This window comes from Pseudomonas sp. DCA-1 (assembly GCF_046523955.1).
GTDB classification, from domain to species: Bacteria; Pseudomonadota; Gammaproteobacteria; order Pseudomonadales; family Pseudomonadaceae; genus Aquipseudomonas; species Aquipseudomonas putida_Y.
Genome location: NZ_CP169881.1, coordinates 5,299,854 through 5,316,786 on the forward strand (window position 1 = coordinate 5,299,854; position 16,933 = coordinate 5,316,786).

Genomic DNA, 16,933 nt, shown 5'->3' on the forward strand with positions numbered 1-16,933 from the left:
CTTTTCTTTATTGAGCGTGCAACCGTCTGCCACGCGGCAGGCGCCACCACACGTACAGACAAGGAGCAACCATCGAGTGCCATCATTGCAACCCTTGCAAGTGTTTACGTGCAACCGCCCTGTAACAGCCAACGTCACCGAAGTGCACACCACTGGTGCGCGAGTGCTACAGGCGGCACCGTTTCAAGGCTAGCCGGTGCACGGAAAAACACCTCTGTTTTGGCCGTTCCGGCCTCTTCGCGGGCAAGCCCGCTCCTCGTTCCAGCACCATGTAGGAGCGGGCTTGCCCGCGAAGAGGCCGGAACAGCCACACAAGGGGTAAAAGGCTGGCACAATGTCCCCCAATCGCCGCTTCCGGAGCCCCCTTGATGAGCGAAAGCGCATTCGCCGAGCGCATCGTGCACAACCTGCTCGACACCGACTTCTACAAACTCACCATGATGCAGGGAGTGCTGCACAACTACCCGGACGCCGACGTCGAATGGGAATTCCGCTGCCGCAACGGTGAGGACCTGCGCCCCTACCTCGGCGAAATTCGCAATCAGCTCGAACGGCTTGGCGACCTCACCCTGGACGATGGCCAGCTGGCCTTCCTCGAACGCATCAGCTTCCTCAAACCCGACTTTTTACGTTTTTTGCGACTGTTCCGCTTCAACCTGCGTTACGTGCACGTCGGCATTGAAAACGACCAGCTGTTCCTGCGCCTGAAAGGTCCATGGCTGCATGTGATCCTGTTCGAAGTGCCGCTGCTGGCCATCATCAGCGAAGTACGCAATCGCAATCTGCACCCGCACATGCGCCTGGCCGAGGCGCGGGACCAGTTGTACCGCAAGTTCGACTGGCTGCGCGCGCATGCCAGCGACGACGAGCTGGCCGAACTGCAGGTGGCCGATTTCGGCACCCGCCGGCGTTTTTCCAGCCGCGTGCAGGCGGAAGTGGTACGGGTGCTGCGCGACGACTTCCCCGGCCGCTTTGTCGGTACCAGCAACGTCGACCTGGCATGGAAACTGGATATCAAGCCGCTGGGCACCATGGCCCACGAGTGGATCATGGCCCACCAGCAGCTCGGCCCACGGCTTATCGACAGCCAGATTGCCGCGCTGGACTGCTGGGTACGCGAGTACCGTGGTCTGCTCGGCATCGCCCTGACCGACTGCATCACCATGGATGCCTTCCTCGGCGATTTCGACCTGTACTTTGCCAAGCTGTTCGACGGCCTGCGCCATGATTCAGGCGAGCCGGTAGCCTGGGCGGAAAAGGCCATTGCCCATTACCAGAAGCTGGGTATCGACCCGATGACCAAGACCCTGGTGTTTTCAGACGGCCTCAACCTGACCCGCTCGCTGGAAATTTTCCGCGCCCTGCGCGGCCGCATCAACGTCAGCTTTGGCATCGGCACCAACCTGACCTGCGACATCCCAGGTGTGGCGCCAATGAGCATCGTGCTTAAAATGACCGACTGCAACGGCGCACCGGTGGCCAAGATCTCTGACGAAGCCGCCAAGACCCAGTGCCGCGACGAGAACTTCGTCGCCTACATGCGTCACGTATTCAAAGTCCCCAGCAAGGAGTAACCCATGCAAGCGGTTCAGCAAGAGATTGCCCAGGCGCTGAAGGTACAGCCGCCGTTCGTCGACGCGGCAGCGCTCGAGGCCGAAGTCGCCCGGCGCGTGGCGTTCATCAAGAACTGCCTGGCCAACGCGCGACTCAAGACCTTGGTGCTGGGCATCAGCGGTGGCGTCGACTCACTGACTGCCGCCCTGCTCGCCCAACGCGCCATCAACGAGCTGCGCGCCGAGACCGGCGACAAGGCATACACCTTCATTGCCGTGCGCCTGCCGTACCAGGTACAGCATGACGAGCATGACGCCCAGGCATGCCTTGACGTGATCAAGGCTGATGAAGTTCACACTGTGGATATCGCCCCGGCAGTGCGTGCATTAGCGGCCGAAGTGGTGGAGTTGAAGAACGGCTCGCCGACGCTGGTGGACTTCGTGGTTGGCAACGTCAAGGCGCGCACCCGGATGGTCGCCCAGTACACCATCGCGGGCGCCCGCGCAGGTCTGGTGATCGGAACCGACCATGCCGCCGAGGCAGTGATGGGCTTCTTTACCAAGTTTGGTGATGGTGCCTGCGACCTGGCGCCGCTGAGTGGGCTGGTGAAGAATCAGGTGCGGGCGATTGCGCGCAGCTTCGGTGCGCCGGAGTCACTGGTGGAGAAGGTGCCAACGGCCGACCTGGAAGACCTGGAGCCGGGCAAGCCGGACGAAGCATCACATGGTGTGACCTACCAGCAGATCGATGCCTTCCTGCACGGGCAGCCGGTTGACCAGGCAGCGTTCGACATCATCGTCGCCACATACCGCAAGACCCAGCACAAGCGCGAACTGCCGTTCGCCCCATAAAAGCTTCGCGGGCGCACCCGCAGGTTAATCCCTGTCCTTGAAAACAGTGATCAACTTGTGGGACGTGCCCGCGAATAGGCCCTAGAGGCCTACACAGCCGCCTTCACTTGACGACGACCGTGCCCTTCATCATGGAGATGTGGCCTGGGAAAGAGCAGAAGAAGCCGTAGTCCGTGCCAGCAACCAGCTTGGCCACGTCAAAGGTCACCGAGTCTTTTTCGCCCGCGCCAATGATCTTGGTGTGAGCAATGACACGCTCATCGCCCTCTTTCAAGTAAGCCTTTTCGATACCGGCGCTCAAACCGTCAGTAGCGATTGCCTGCATGTCTGCGGCCTTGCTGATTACTACGTTGTGCCCCATGACATTTTTCGGCAGGTTGCCCGAATGTTCCAGGTTCACGGTGAATTGCTTGCAGCTCTTGTCGATGACGATTTCCTTGGTATTGAAGGACATCTGATCGGTGGAGTCGACAGTGACCGAGCATTCGGCTGCGAAGACAGAGGCGCTGGCGAGGGTCAGCAGGGATACCGCTACAGCTTTCGCAAACATCATGAATCTCCTTGGCAGGGTTTTATCAATTGCGAGACTGCCTGAAACCGTTCAGCCCCTTGCTGATATGGGTCAAGGGGGTGTCAAGGGGTCAGCCAGTAGAATTGTTCAATAGATTGTATACAACCAATTTAAGGGCACATCATGCCCTTTTATTGGACGATGGGACAACCTCTCATTTAGGAGCAATACCAAATGCCCATCTCCAATTTCCTCAATAGCCTGCTCGCTGCCTACGCCCACGGGGCTACAGGTGCAATCTGCGAATTCTCCCGGCCAGAATGAACCGGCCTTGGAAGTGACGGGCTTGCGCCGTACCCTGTGCACCTGAGTGACAGGAGATGAGCAATGCCCGTACGTTCCGTTTGTGTGTTCTGCGGCGCCAGCATCGGCGCCAACCCTGCCTACCGTGAAGCAGCCGTCGCGCTAGGCCAGGCCATTGCCCACCGCGGTTTGACCCTGGTGTACGGCGGTGGCGCGGTCGGCTTGATGGGCGTGGTTGCCGACGCAGCCATGGCAGCCGGTGGCGAAGTGGTGGGGATCATCCCGCAGAGCCTGCTGGACGCTGAGGTCGGCCACAAAGGCCTGACCCGTCTGGAAGTGGTGGATGGCATGCATGCGCGCAAGGCCCGCATGGCCGAGCTGAGCGATGCCTTTATTGCCTTGCCGGGTGGGCTGGGTACGCTGGAGGAACTGTTCGAAGTGTGGACCTGGGGGCAGCTGGGCTATCACGCCAAGCCGCTCGGCCTACTGGATGTGAACGGTTTCTACGACAAGTTGGGCGGGTTCCTCGACCATATCGTCGAAGAAGGCTTCGTGCGCCCGCAACACCGGGCGATGTTGCTGCTGGGTCAGCAGCCATACGAGCTGCTGGACGGGATGGACCGCTTTATCGCGCCGGTGGCGCCGAAGTGGGTCGACAAGCAGCCTGACTGACCCAGATGGATGGGCCGAACACTGGCCCCGTGGGAGCGGGTTCACCCGCGAATCGATAGTGGATCTACCGACGCATTCGCGGGTGAACCCGCTCCCACAGGGCTCTATGTAGCCTTCAAGATCAGCGGGGAATGACAGGCTGACGCGGCTTCTTGTTGCCCTTGCCGCCCTTGCTCGCCTCTTTGCGCTCCTTGGCCGCCTGCTGGTTACGCGCGAACGCTTCGGCCTTGGCCTTCTCGCGCTTGTCCCACGGTTTGCTGCCATCGCTGCCACGCGGCGGCAGGCCGGTGTGCTGGGTGAGGATCTTCTGGTCCTTGCCCACCTTGTGGCTCCCGGCCGGGGTCGAGTTCTTGCGGCGCGCACTCTGGTAGCTGTCGGTCTGCGGCTGGTGCGCCGGAATCAGCTGGTGCTTGCCCGGCCCGATCAGGTCGGCGCGGCCCATCCGCTGTAGCGCTTCACGTAGCATTGGCCAGCCCTTCGGGTCGTGATAGCGCAAGAACGCCTTGTGCAGACGGCGTTGCTCGTCGCTCTTGACGATCTCCACCCCTTCGCTCTTGTAGGTCACCTTGCGCAGCGGGTTCTTGCCCGAGTGATACATGGCCGTGGCCGAGGCCATTGGCGACGGGTAGAACGCCTGCACCTGATCGGCACGGAAGCCATTGCCCTTCAGCCACAGGGCCAGGTTCATCATATCTTCGTCGGTGGTGCCCGGGTGCGCAGCAATGAAGTACGGAATCAGGTACTGCTCCTTGCCCGCTTCTTTCGAGAACTTCTCGAACATGCGCTTGAAGCGGTCATAGGTGCCGATACCCGGCTTCATCATCTTGTCCAGCGGGCCACGCTCGGTGTGCTCCGGGGCAATCTTCAGGTAGCCGCCAACGTGATGGGTGACCAGTTCCTTGACGTACTCCGGCGATTCCACCGCCAGGTCGTAGCGCAGGCCGGAAGCAATCAGGATCTTTTTCACACCCGGCAAGGCACGGGCCTTGCGGTACAGCTCGATCAGCGAGCTGTGGTCGGTATTGAGGTTTTCGCAGATACCCGGGAACACGCACGACGGCTTGCGGCAGTGCTTTTCGATTTCGGGGCTTTTGCAGGCGATGCGGTACATGTTGGCAGTCGGCCCGCCAAGGTCCGAGACCACGCCGGTGAAGCCCGGCACCTTGTCACGCATCTCTTCGATTTCGTGCAGGATCGACTCGTGCGAGCGGTTCTGGATGATGCGGCCTTCGTGTTCGGTGATCGAGCAGAAGGTACAGCCACCGAAGCAGCCACGCATGATGTTCACCGAGAAACGGATCATCTCGTAGGCCGGGATGCGCTCCTTGCCATAGGCCGGGTGCGGCACACGGGCGTAAGGCATGCCGAACACGTAGTCCATTTCTTCGGTGCTCATGGGGATGGGTGGCGGGTTGAACCACACATCCACTTCGCCGTGCTTCTGCACCAACGCGCGGGCGTTGCCCGGGTTGGTCTCCAGGTGCAGCACGCGGTTGGCATGGGCATACAGCACCGGGTCGTTACGCACCTTTTCGAACGATGGCAGGCGGATCACCGACTTTTCCCGGGTCACGGCCGGGCTGTCGAGAATCTGCACCACCTTGGCTTCGTTCGGGTCTTCCTGGTCGCCCTTGGCCTGTTCGATGGCACAGGCCTGGGTGTCCTGGGTGTTCACGTACGGGTTGATGATCTTGTCGACGCGCCCCGGGCGGTCGATACGGGTGGAGTCGATCTCGTACCAGCCCTGAGGGGTATCGCGGCGCACGAAGGCGGTGCCGCGAACGTCGGTGATGGTCTCGATCTTCTCACCGCTTGACAGGCGCTGGGCCACCTCGACCACCGCACGCTCGGCGTTGCCGAACAGCAGGATGTCGGCGCTGGCGTCGATCAGGATCGAATGACGAACCTTGTCCTGCCAGTAGTCGTAGTGGGCGATGCGGCGCAGCGAAGCCTCGATGCCGCCGAGCACGATCGGCACATGCTTGTAGGCTTCCTTGCAGCGCTGGCTGTACACCAGGCTGGCACGGTCCGGACGGCTGCCGGCCAGGCCACCCGGGGTGTAGGCGTCGTCGGAACGGATCTTCTTGTCCGCGGTGTAGCGGTTGATCATCGAGTCCATGTTGCCGGCGGCCACACCGAAGAACAGGTTTGGCTCGCCGAGTTTCATGAAGTCGTCTTTCGACTGCCAGTTCGGCTGGGCAATGATGCCCACACGGAAGCCCTGGGCTTCCAGCAGACGGCCAATGATGGCCATGCCGAACGACGGATGGTCGACGTAGGCATCACCGGTCACGATGATGATGTCGCAGGAATCCCAGCCGAGCAGATCCATCTCCTCCCTGCTCATTGGCAGGAAAGGTGCTGGTCCGAAGCATTCGGCCCAGTACTTGGGATAGTCGTAGAGAGGTTTGGCTGCTTGCATGTCAGTGACCGGTTCTGGTGTGCAGGGAAATCGCGGGCGCGGAATATAGCACAAATTTTGACCAAATCCGACTGGATTCGTGGGGATTGGTGGGCGGGGCGACGGTTGGGGGATGGACGTGGCAGGTGGTTGGCTTGAGGGGTGTAGTGGGGTTGCCAGGTGTTCGACAGAATCCTTGCAGCGCCTTGGCCATCGCACTCAGGTAATGGGCAGCCCAGATCATCATCGGCTTCTCATCCATCAACCCGGTGATGGTCAGTTCGCGCACATAGCCCATCAACTCCGAAGACTGCTCGCGGACGTCGCCACGACGAGTGCGATCCATGAACCCCACCTTCTAAAAGATAGGGCCTCAGCTTACCGTGGTATCTCTGGCGAGCAGTTCCATGGCAGCAAGGCTTCGTAGTCTGAGACCGACGACGCATACGGCAGGCGCTCAAGTACGTGGCGCAGCCACGTATAGGGCTCCTGGCCGTTGACCTTGGCGGTCTCGACCAAGCTGTATATCTGCGCACTTGCCGTGGCGCCCTTGGGCGTGTCACTGAACAGCCAAGCCTTGCGCCCAATGACAAACGGTTTTATCGCACGCTCTGCCAGGTTGTTGTCGATTGGCAAATGGCCCGCTTCGACATACCGTTCCAGGCGGCTCCAGTTGTTTGCCAGGTAATGCACCGCCTTGCCCAATACGCTTTGCGGCGTCACCTGGGCGTACGTCTTGTCCAGCCAGCTTTTCAGCTGACCGAGGATCGGTAAGCTTCTTTCCTGGCGACCGATGAACCGCTGTTCGTCGCTGACCTCCTTGAGGTCGCGCTCGATGTCATACAGCTTATTGATCATCGTCAGCGCCACATCGGCTCGTCCGGTCTTACCCTTGGGCTGCACCTTTTGTGCTTCGACGAACTTGCGGCGCGCGTGAACCATGCATGCCAGTCGCTCGATACCGGGCTGCAACGCCAAAGCGTTGTAACCCGCATAATCGTCGGTCATCACATAGCCGCGATAGCCTTGCAGCAGACGCAATGGTACTTCCTGCGCACGGCTGGTGGTGTAGTCGAACAGCACAACTTGTCGATCAGGCGGGCCACTGGCTTGCACCCACATCCAGGATTGGCTGGTCGGGTCTCGATCCGGTTCTTTCAACACCTGGACGCGGGTCTCATCGCAATGAATCACCGGACTTTCCAGCAGCCGATCACGCATCAGGTTCAACAGCGGCTGGAAGTATTTACTGCACTGGATCACCCAACGCGCCAGGGTTTGTCGTGGAACCTCGATGCCGTGGCGGGACAGCACACTTTCAAACCTGTGTAGCGGCAAGCCATCGACGTACTTGGTCGTCAGCAGCATGGCCAGCACGCTTGGGCTGGCCATGCTTTTTTCGATTAACTGGGCGGGCTTGTCAGCAGTGACAGGAGCAGTCTCGCAACCACGGCAGCCATAGATCTTGCGCACGTGTTTGAGTACGCGGATCTGCATCGGCACGATATCGAGCTGCTCGCTGGTTTCTTCGCCGATGACATGCTTGCGGCAACCGCAGGCGCAGGTCAGTTCGTGTTCGGGCAACTCATGGATAACTTCGATACGTGGCAGATTAGCCGCCAATGACTTGCGCTTGCCACGGCGCTTGACCGGGACAACGACTTCTTCATTGGCATCATCAACTACAGCCAGCAGAGGGTCATTTTCCGCTTCATCGAACATGGCCAGTTGCGGCGTTTTGGGATCGACGGTTTGCTCGGACTTGCGGCCAAAAAAACGGTCACGCCATAACTTGATTTGCTCTTTCAGATCGTCAATTTGGACGATGTGGGCCTGATTGACTTCCTGCTCGCGCAAACGGGCAGCATAGCTCTCAAGCAATAATTGCTTGAGCAGGGCAGGATCGTCTGGGAGATTGTCGGGCACGGAAATCATGCCGCGGATTATACCGGGTCAGGCGACGTAGCGCGGAGTCAAAACCTGATGAGGACGGTTGCGCCAAAGGTCGAAACCGTCGAGCAGCCAATTGAGTTCTTGGACGGTCAGGACAATCGCTTCGTCGCTGGGCTCAGGCGACATTTTGAAGCGCTCGGCTTCCAGGCGCTTGAGCCAGAGGCAGAAGCCGTTGCGCTCCCAGTACAACACTTTGATCCGATTACGCGCCTTGTTGAGGAAGACGAAGAGCACGGGGTCGAACACGGCGACTTTGATATCCAGTTCTACCAAGGCAGTAAGGCCGTCGATGGACTTTCGAAAGTCCACAGGCTTGGGGTAGAGGTAGACTTTTTCGACTTTGCTGTCGGGGCGCATCATGCAGGGCTGGCTCCAGAAGGAAATCGGGAGCACAGCATCGGGCATCAGGTAAGCGCTTTGAATGTGGGGTTCATGGAGCACTTACGCCACGACGACAATTGCATTTGATGGGTAGCGGCTACGTACGGGTCTGCCTCAAGAGCAAGGCGATTACTCGCAGGAAAACCTGAGCCTGCTTAGACCGATGGCGATCGCGCGCCCCTGCTGAGCGATCGCAATCCCTTCAGATTTTTACTAAATATTTAGCCTCTCCAACCCTCAGAAAATGCTAACCGGCTAATTATTAGTAGATTTTCTCTAGATCTTAAAAAATGTAGGAATCGAACTTCAAGTCCTAGTAAAAAATCCTACGACAACTTTCCTCAACAAATTCCGAGCGGATCTTGAACCAATAAAAAAACAAGTGATACAACAGTGACGCGCTGGAAGGCGCACTCAAACCAACTCTATAGGAGCACTAGCCATGGGACGTCGTCGTTCTGAAATCCACACTCTGCAGATCCCACGCGTGATGAACTACACATTCACCGAGTCCGAGGTTGAATTTCTCAACCTTCTGTAAGTGACAAACCAGAAGGGGCTTAGCCCCTTCTGGCTCTACCAAGGAGCAGAACATGATTACCGAACGCGAACTGAACATAGAAGAGGCCTACAACCGTCTGACAAGGCTGCATCATCACTTAGGGCTTCAATCGAAAACAAAACTATCAAAAAAAAGTACCCTGGTCGCCACATGCCACTTATACGACAGCGCCTACAAAGAAGTTTCTTGCGGTGCAGGAAAAGGGGAACATTGCGAACTAGGAGCACTTGCCGAGAGCCTAGAGCATTACTTCGTCGACAAGAGTACTCCACCACTCATCGAAAGCGACCAAATTTTGCAATCGATAGCCCCATTTGACGATTGGCTCCTAAAATCCATTCCCCCGGATTGCCGAATACCTTATTTCAGTCTTCAGGCATTGAACAGCTACGACGAAATAGCCATTCCCGCGATATTGATAGCACCTTCCTCCAGAAACATTGATGAAATCGAAAAAACTGCAGCGAGCTTTCTTTCCAAATATTCGACCAACTCTGGTACAGCACTTGGCTGCACGGAGAACGAGGCTCTGCTCCACGCCATCAATGAAGCTATCGAACGTCACGCACTTTCTATGTACTACCTATCACTTTGTGGCCTGACTTCCCCACCCAAACTTTACCAACCTTCGAATTCTTTTCTGGAAGAGACATTTGCCCATGATACCGAGCTTCTCCGCCGGGCCAGAAAACTAGAAATATACTTGACGCACGACTTCTACGAAGTTTCATTTTGCATTGCTGTTTCTCGTAGTAAAAAAGAAGGCTCACTCAGCAGCATTGGCTCCGGCAGCTCCATCAACCCCTCCATTGCAATGTACCGCGCCGTAACGGAGCAGATTCAGTGCGAGCAGCTTTCTGGGGCCACAGAAAAACAAGAAGATCTCTCTACTGAAAAAATGCTTACTCATTCAACCCGCCTTTCAGCTCTTATACACCCATGCCCCACATATGCTGTACCCGCTTTTCACCCTCCGCATACCGATCTCAGCGTGCGCGGGCAAGTCAAGCGAACACTGATCAACTTGGAAAAACATAACAAGATCGCATTCTATCGCACACTTTATGAGCACCCGAATCTCGCTACGGTTGTTCAGGTGTTCATACCCGGACTTGAACGCTTCCACCTGATCAGATCAGGTATTCCAGTCGCGCCACAGAGTGCACTCAAAGGCATAAGGCAATGACATGCAAATCTATAGAGGAATTCTCGCCGCCCTCGGCGCGACACTGCTCCTGAAAATCGCGACCGTCGTACCTGCTCTAGTCTTGGCCGACATCATTGACAACCTGGCCACCTCAGCCGCGTCTTCCCAGCTTCTGCTCGGAGCTTTCATATGCCTTGTCGCATTACAAGCCTCTATGACCCCTCTACAAGCCTGGTGCCTGGCGCGGCTTTGCCAGGAACGCGTGAAGCAACTTTCCATCCGCTGGTGCCGCGAATTGCTGGACAAGCGCTTCGAGGCCTATGGACAACTCCATGGCGGAACACTGGTAAAAGTACTGGATAGGGGCATTACCGCACAGGAGCGGTGGTTGGGCTTTCTGATTGGCTCGGCGTGGCCGGTGCTAGCCGAAGCTGCAGTGCTGATAACGCTCTTCGCTTACCTGGGAGCTACTTCGGTATTGATCGGCCTCATCCCTTTGAGCCTGGCCTACCTGTGGGCCAACGATCGTCTGGTGCGCTGGCGCCGGCCACATATCGAGGCAGTGAACGCTCGCGAGGATGAACTGGCGGAACAATGGGTGGATACCTTCGCCAGCGCGGCAACGGTCAAACTGGAAAAGGCCGAGGATGCTGCAATGCTCCCGGTCAACCAGACACTTTCGCACTATGCCGACTCAGCAGTGCAGGTAGCTCACAGTGGGGGTTGGATTCAGAGCCTGCGCACCCTGTTCATAGGCCTGGGCAGTGGCGGTTTGCTCATGTGGGGTATCCATGATCAGGCTCTGGCAACACCGCAATTGAGCCTGGGCGAGCTGGTTGCTCTCTTCACCTTGGTGAGCGGATTGCTGGCAGGGGTTGCGCAACTTGCTGAGGCCTGGCGATTGCTAGACCAGTTTCGGCTAGACAAACGCAAACTCGAACAATGGCTCCAGCTCCCCTCGTTCGGCCCTGCATGCACTACTAAGGCGAAGTCCCAAGACAAGGACGCTGGCCTAAGCATCGCCCCGTGCCAGTTGAGCGCTCGAGATAATGTACAACTTCACATCGAAGAACCCTTGGTACTGCACAAAGGAGAACGGGTCGCACTGATCGGGCCCAGCGGATGTGGTAAATCGACACTTCTGCATACGCTGGCGGGAACGATATTCCCGTTGCGCAAGGATGTGCACCTGCACGGCAGGTGCCTGGCGTCGCTCAACGCTAGTGAACAATTCAGTCGATTACGACTCTGCCCTCAGGAGGCGCATTTCATACCTGGCCCCCTGCCCCGCGCCGTGCTGTTCGAGCAAGCTCATGATCGCGCTCAAATCGAACGATGGCTTGAACGGTTGGGCCTGAGCAAAGACTGGTACGAACTTGATCTGGATGCACGCGCAGAATCGATATCGGGCGGCGAAGCACGCAGGCTGACGCTGCTACGCCTTCTTAATCAGCCTGGGGAATTCAATTTCTTTGACGAGCCCACAGCCGGGCTCGATGCCGCGTCGGCAGAGCGTACCTGGGACCTGTTGTTCGAAGCATTTAAAGGGCGAGGGCTGATTTGCGTGACGCATGATCAGAGCGCACTGTCGCGGTTTGACCGGGTGATCACCCTGAGCGAGGGGCGGATCATCAGCCAAGGGCAAACGAAGATCGCTCAGATTTCAGAGCTAGCAGGCGCACCGCAAACTGAATCGCCCCTGGTTTCCTAGACACTCTCCAAGCTCAGGAAATAGCGTTTCTCATACTCTATTGGAGACAGCTGCATAGCACTGCTGTGTCGGCGTTTAGGGTTATAGAACATTTCGATGTAATCGAAAATATCACTTCGGGCTTCTTCACGGGTTGTGTAGATCTTTCGTCGGATGCGCTCCCGCTTCAAAAGTTGGAAAAAGCTCTCGGCTACGGCATTGTCGTGGCAGTTTCCCCGCCGACTCATGCTGCTGATTACATTGTTAGCCTTCAAGAAGCTTTGCCAATCTGAGCTACTGAACTGACTACCTTGATCTGAGTGAATCATCACTTGCTGCTGTGGCTTGCGTCGCCACACAGCCATCAACATTGCGTCGATAGCCAGGTCGCTGCACATCCTTGGCTTCATTGACCAACCAATTACTTGGCGTGAGAACAGATCCAGCACTACCGCTAGATAGAGCCATCCTTCATAGGTGCGGATGTAAGTGATATCTGTCACCCAGACCTTGTTCGGCTCACTGACCTTGAACTGCCGCGCGAGGTGGTTGGGCGAGGCCACTGTTGGTTTTCCACCGTAAAACCCTGGACGCCGCCGATAGCCCGTTTGCGAACGCAGCCCCTCCGCCTGCATCAAGCGCCCGACTCGATTTCGTCCGCATTCCTCTCCCAGCTCACGTAGGTCATCGTGAATTTTGCGGTAGCCGTATACACCTCCGCTTTCTAGCCAAGCGTGCTTGATCAAGCCAAGCAGACGTTGATCTTCTTTTGCTCGGGCAGATTGAGGCTCGGCCAGCCAGGCGTAGTAGCCGCTGGGGTGCACCTTGAGGGTTTGGCAAAGGCGCCGCACCGGGTAATCAGTCGAGTGCTTCTTGATGAAGGCGTACTTCAGCCGCACTCCTTGGCAAAGTACGCGGCGGCCTTTTTTAAGATGTCTCGCTCTTCAGTCACGCGCTTGAGTTCAGCGCGTAGCTTGCGCAATTCGGCCTGCTGATCGTCGTCTTGCTGACGCTGCTCTTGGGGCTTGGTGTAGACCTTGATCCAGGCGTAAAGGCTATGTACGGACATGCCCAGGCGCTGGGCGACATCGGCGACGGGTTTGCCTTTCTCGGTCACTTGCTTGACCGCTTCGATCTTGAACTCTTCGGGGTAACGCTGACGACTCATGGCACCTCCTATTTGGGCCTCATTATGAGGCTTGGAGGTGTCTACGAAACCAGGGGCGATTCAAACCTTGTAGGAGCAGCCTTGCTAGCTCAATGGGTTATTCATCATCATCAAAGTTGTACATGCCCGGCGCAAGGTTCTCGAACCGGGTGTACTTGCCGATAAACGCCAAACGCACGAAGCCGATGGGGCCGTTACGCTGTTTGCCGATGATGATTTCCGCCACGCCCTTGTGCTCGGTCTCGGGGTGGTACACCTCGTCGCGGTATACGAACATGATCACGTCGGCGTCCTGCTCGATTGCACCGGATTCACGCAAGTCGGAGTTCACCGGGCGTTTGTTCGGGCGCTGCTCCAGCGAGCGGTTCAGCTGCGAAAGGGCAATAACCGGGCAGTTGAATTCCTTGGCCAGGGCCTTCAGCGAGCGGGAAATCTCGGAAATTTCGTTGGTACGGTTGTCACCGGCCGACCCCGGAATCTGCATCAGCTGCAGGTAGTCGACCATGATCATGGCGATCTCGCCATGCTCACGGGCCAGGCGACGGGTGCGAGCGCGCATTTCCGAGGGGCTGATTCCCGCCGTATCGTCGATGAACAATTTGCGGTCGTTGAGCAGGTTCACTGCCGAGGTCAGGCGCGGCCAGTCGTCGTCGTCCAGCTGGCCGGAACGGACCTTGGTCTGGTCGATACGCCCCAGGGACGAGAGCATACGCATGATCAGCGACTCACCTGGCATCTCCAGGGAGAACACCAGCACCGCCTTGTCGGTACGCAGTACGGCGTTTTCCACCAGGTTCATGGCGAAGGTGGTCTTACCCATCGACGGACGACCCGCGACGATGATCAGGTCGGCTGCCTGCAGGCCGCTGGTCTTCTCGTCCAGGTCAGTGTAACCGGTGGAGATACCGGTGATGTCGCTGTCGGAGTTGAACAGCGTATCGATGCGGTCGATGGCCATGGTCAACAGTTCGTTGACACCCACCGGGCCGCCGGTTTTTGGCCGGGCCTCGGCGATCTGGAAGATCTGCCGCTCGGCGTCGTCGAGGATTTCTTCGGCGTTGCGCCCTTGCGGATTAAAGGCGTTGTCGGCGATGTCGGTACTGATGCTGATCAGTTGGCGCAACGTGGCCCGCTCGCGAATGATCGCGGCGTATGCCTTGATGTTGGCTACCGAGGGAGTGTTCTTGGCCAGCTCGGCCAGGTAGGCCAAGCCGCCGACTTGCGAGGACAGGCCTTCCTTGTCCAGTTGCTCGTGCAGGGTAACCACGTCAAATGGCTGGTTGGCATCGGCCAACTTGTGCACGGCACGGAAAATCAGGCGGTGGTCATGCCGGTAGAAATCGCCATCCGACACTTGGTCCAGCACCCGCTCCCAGGCGTTGTTGTCCAGCATCAGGCCACCGAGTACGGCCTGTTCGGCCTCGATGGAATGCGGCGGCACCTTCAGGGCTGCGGTTTGCAGGTCTAGCTGTTCGGAAGTGGTGATCTCGTTCATGGCCACGAAAGAATTCTGGAGGACGAAAAAGACAAAGGGCACGGCCTGTCGAAAACAGGACCGTGCCCGATGTTAACCGCCTGACTCGCAAGGAGCCAGCCAGTTAGCGCAGCTTAGGCAGCTACGACGACCACGCGTACGGTGGCTTCAACGTCGCTGTGCAGGTGCACGGCTACGTCGTATTCGCCAACCTGACGGATGGTGCCGTTCGGCAGACGAACTTCAGCTTTGGCCACTTCAACGCCGGAGGCGGTCAGGGCGTCAGCGATGTCGTGGGTGCCGATCGAACCGAACAGCTTGCCTTCGTCGCCAGCGGTGGCAGTGATGGTCACTTCCAGCTCGGCCAGTTGGGCAGCGCGGCTTTCAGCCGAAGCTTTCTTGTCAGCGGCTGCTTTTTCCAGCTCGGCACGACGCTCTTCGAACGCAGCCAGGTTGGCGGCGTTGGCAACGGTGGCCTTGCCGAATGGCAGCAGGAAGTTACGGCCGTAACCAGCCTTAACTTTTACTTTGTCGCCCAGGTTGCCCAGGTTAGCGACTTTTTCCAGCAGGATCAGTTCCATTTGGTAAAACCTCTTAACTTTTAACCTTCACCGTTCGCGGAGTCTTTCCCCGGAGGGGACTTGCGACCGCGAAAATCAATCAGGCTGTCGACAATGGCCAAAACCATCAGCAACGGATAAATCAGCTGCATGATCAGCGGCAGCGTCACGTACATCCCCACCAGCCAGAAACCGGCCAGTCGGCCCTGTGCCACCAGCCCGTGCATCAAGGCGATGCCGGCCAGCACCAATACCAGGCTCGAGGCAGATGCCAGGATGATGAACTGCGGCCCGATAAACGGAGCCACCACCATCACTGCCACCAAGGCCGCCGTGGCCTGTTTCGGCAACTTCAGTTCGCGAAACTCGCGACCGAAGCCTCCAGGGTTGTACAACGCTGCCTGCCAATAGCGCGCCAGCACCAAGGCCAGCACACTGAACAATTGCACCGTCACTGCTGTAGAAGCGACCAGCACAGGGCGGATCAGCTCGTCGGAGAGTACCGGTTGCCCCTCGATTTTCGGCATGGCTTCGGCAAACGCCTTGGCCAGCACATCGAAGGTTTGCGCCAGCGCCAGATCGAGCACGAGGCTGAAAGCCACGGCGAACACGGCACTGGCGAGCAACACCCGGCTCCAGGGATACTCGGCACGCAACATGGCGGCCAGGGCAATGGCACCCGCAATCACCAGAAAGGTGATGGGATCGCCCATGACCCACACGGCCAGCCCGGCCAGCAGGCCGCCGGCGATGACCGTTGTAGCATCCTTGAACCCACGCCGCAGCAGCACAAGGCTGCAGGCAGCGGCACTCAACCAGAACAGCAGCGGCAGTACCGCGCTGATGACCACCACGAGGGTGGCCTGCACACGACCGCGCATGATGAAACTTGCTAACGCTCGCATGCTAACCCCTTACTGCTTGTCGACGACCCGGTCTCAGCGGCCGTGGCTGTCGGTGTAGGGCAGCAGGGCCAGGAAGCGGGCACGCTTGATAGCGGTAGCCAGCTGACGCTGATAACGAGCTTTGGTACCGGTGATACGGCTTGGAACGATCTTGCCGGTTTCGGATACGTAAGCTTTCAGGGTGTTGAGATCTTTGAAGTCGATCTCTTTCACGTCTTCAGCAGTGAAGCGGCAGAATTTACGACGACGGAAGAAACGTGCCATTTAATAGGCTCCTCTAAAGGTCCGTGGATTACTCGTCAGCGTTATCGCTGGAGTCGCTGTCATTGCTGTCATCGCCTTCGGCGGATTCAGCATGCTCAGGACGCTCACGACGCTCACGGCGCTCGCTGCGGTTTTCTTCAGCCTTCAGCATCTCGGACTGGCCGGTAACGGCTTCGTCGCGACGGATGACCAGGTTACGGATAACGGCATCGTTGTAGCGGAAGTTGTCTTCCAGCTCGGCCAGGGCCTTGCCGGTGCACTCAACGTTCAGCATCACGTAGTGAGCCTTGTGAACATTGTTGATTGCGTAGGCCAGTTGACGACGGCCCCAGTCTTCCAGGCGGTGGATCTTGCCACCATCTTCTTCGATCAGCTTGGTGTAACGCTCAACCATGCCGCCGACTTGCTCGCTCTGGTCCGGGTGAACCAGGAAGATGATTTCGTAATGACGCATGAATGCTCCTTACGGGTTAGTAGTCTGCCAGCGAATCTGGTCAGACAAGGAGTGAATGACACTGTATGTCTTGCACGGAGGGG

At 57.9% G+C, this 16,933-nt stretch carries 15 protein-coding genes and 1 pseudogene; 5 read left to right on the forward strand and 11 right to left on the reverse strand.

Features of this window, described 5'->3' with window-relative positions:
• Positions 1-368: 368 nt before the first annotated feature.
• Positions 369-1,574, forward strand: a complete 1,206-nt coding sequence (gene pncB, locus ACE4QZ_RS24995; protein WP_021784447.1) for a nicotinate phosphoribosyltransferase — start codon at positions 369-371, stop codon at positions 1,572-1,574.
• 3 nt (positions 1,575-1,577) lie between these two features.
• A complete protein-coding gene (gene nadE / locus ACE4QZ_RS25000) occupies positions 1,578-2,405 on the forward strand; it encodes an ammonia-dependent NAD(+) synthetase (protein ID WP_021784448.1) in 828 nt (275 codons plus the stop codon).
• 103 nt (positions 2,406-2,508) lie between these two features.
• Here nadE and azu read toward each other — a convergent pair whose 3' ends face one another.
• Positions 2,509-2,955: an azurin gene (gene azu, locus ACE4QZ_RS25005; RefSeq protein ID WP_028697883.1), complete on the reverse strand. Its 447-nt coding sequence runs from the start codon at positions 2,953-2,955 to the stop codon at positions 2,509-2,511.
• A gap of 348 nt (positions 2,956-3,303) precedes the next feature.
• Here azu and ACE4QZ_RS25010 point away from each other — a divergent pair, with 348 nt between their 5' ends.
• Positions 3,304-3,891: a TIGR00730 family Rossman fold protein gene (locus ACE4QZ_RS25010; protein WP_021784449.1), complete on the forward strand. Its 588-nt coding sequence runs from the start codon at positions 3,304-3,306 to the stop codon at positions 3,889-3,891.
• 121 nt (positions 3,892-4,012) lie between these two features.
• Here ACE4QZ_RS25010 and ACE4QZ_RS25015 read toward each other — a convergent pair whose 3' ends face one another.
• The 4 genes and pseudogenes from ACE4QZ_RS25015 to tnpB all read right to left on the reverse strand — a co-directional run bounded on the left by ACE4QZ_RS25015 (position 4,013) and on the right by tnpB (position 8,605).
• Positions 4,013-6,313, reverse strand: a complete 2,301-nt coding sequence (locus tag ACE4QZ_RS25015; protein ID WP_012053852.1) for a YgiQ family radical SAM protein — start codon at positions 6,311-6,313, stop codon at positions 4,013-4,015.
• 178 nt (positions 6,314-6,491) lie between these two features.
• Positions 6,492-6,638: pseudogene (locus ACE4QZ_RS25020) on the reverse strand (DUF3077 domain-containing protein); the annotation flags it as partial.
• A 32-nt stretch (positions 6,639-6,670) separates the two neighbouring features.
• Positions 6,671-8,227, reverse strand: coding sequence for an IS66 family transposase (gene tnpC / locus ACE4QZ_RS25025; protein ID WP_323601765.1), 1,557 nt, complete (start codon positions 8,225-8,227; stop codon positions 6,671-6,673).
• Positions 8,228-8,245: 18 nt separating this feature from the next.
• Positions 8,246-8,605, reverse strand: a complete 360-nt coding sequence (gene tnpB / locus ACE4QZ_RS25030) for an IS66 family insertion sequence element accessory protein TnpB (RefSeq protein WP_019437365.1) — start codon at positions 8,603-8,605, stop codon at positions 8,246-8,248.
• 614 nt (positions 8,606-9,219) lie between these two features.
• Here tnpB and ACE4QZ_RS25035 point away from each other — a divergent pair.
• The gene (locus ACE4QZ_RS25035) at positions 9,220-10,374 is read left to right on the forward strand and encodes a YcaO-like family protein (RefSeq protein ID WP_279935238.1); all 1,155 of its coding nucleotides are present in this window, start codon (positions 9,220-9,222) and stop codon (positions 10,372-10,374) included.
• A 1-nt stretch (position 10,375) separates the two neighbouring features.
• On the forward strand, positions 10,376-12,046 hold the full coding sequence (locus ACE4QZ_RS25040) for an ATP-binding cassette domain-containing protein (protein ID WP_410480259.1): 1,671 nt from the start codon (positions 10,376-10,378) through the stop codon (positions 12,044-12,046).
• Here ACE4QZ_RS25040 and ACE4QZ_RS25045 read toward each other — a convergent pair.
• The 6 genes from ACE4QZ_RS25045 to rpsF form a co-directional block, all read right to left on the reverse strand.
• Positions 12,043-13,193, reverse strand: a protein-coding gene (locus tag ACE4QZ_RS25045; protein ID WP_087785413.1) for an IS3 family transposase whose coding sequence is annotated in 2 segments (ribosomal slippage) — positions 12,043-12,959 and positions 12,959-13,193 — 1,152 coding nt in all. Because the reading frame shifts where the segments join, the coding sequence is not laid out codon by codon here. The genes ACE4QZ_RS25040 and ACE4QZ_RS25045 overlap by 4 nt on opposite strands.
• 97 nt (positions 13,194-13,290) lie before the next feature.
• Positions 13,291-14,688: a replicative DNA helicase gene (dnaB, locus tag ACE4QZ_RS25050; protein WP_021783887.1), complete on the reverse strand. Its 1,398-nt coding sequence runs from the start codon at positions 14,686-14,688 to the stop codon at positions 13,291-13,293.
• A 113-nt stretch (positions 14,689-14,801) separates the two neighbouring features.
• The gene (gene rplI, locus ACE4QZ_RS25055; protein WP_003249568.1) at positions 14,802-15,248 is read right to left on the reverse strand and encodes a 50S ribosomal protein L9; all 447 of its coding nucleotides are present in this window, start codon (positions 15,246-15,248) and stop codon (positions 14,802-14,804) included.
• A gap of 20 nt (positions 15,249-15,268) precedes the next feature.
• On the reverse strand, positions 15,269-16,132 hold the full coding sequence (locus tag ACE4QZ_RS25060; RefSeq protein ID WP_021783886.1) for a hypothetical protein: 864 nt from the start codon (positions 16,130-16,132) through the stop codon (positions 15,269-15,271).
• 33 nt (positions 16,133-16,165) lie between these two features.
• The gene (gene rpsR / locus ACE4QZ_RS25065) at positions 16,166-16,396 is read right to left on the reverse strand and encodes a 30S ribosomal protein S18 (protein ID WP_003249563.1); all 231 of its coding nucleotides are present in this window, start codon (positions 16,394-16,396) and stop codon (positions 16,166-16,168) included.
• 28 nt (positions 16,397-16,424) lie between these two features.
• Complete coding sequence (gene rpsF, locus ACE4QZ_RS25070) at positions 16,425-16,850, reverse strand: 30S ribosomal protein S6 (RefSeq protein ID WP_021783885.1); 426 nt, start codon at positions 16,848-16,850, stop codon at positions 16,425-16,427.
• Positions 16,851-16,933 lie beyond the last annotated feature (83 nt).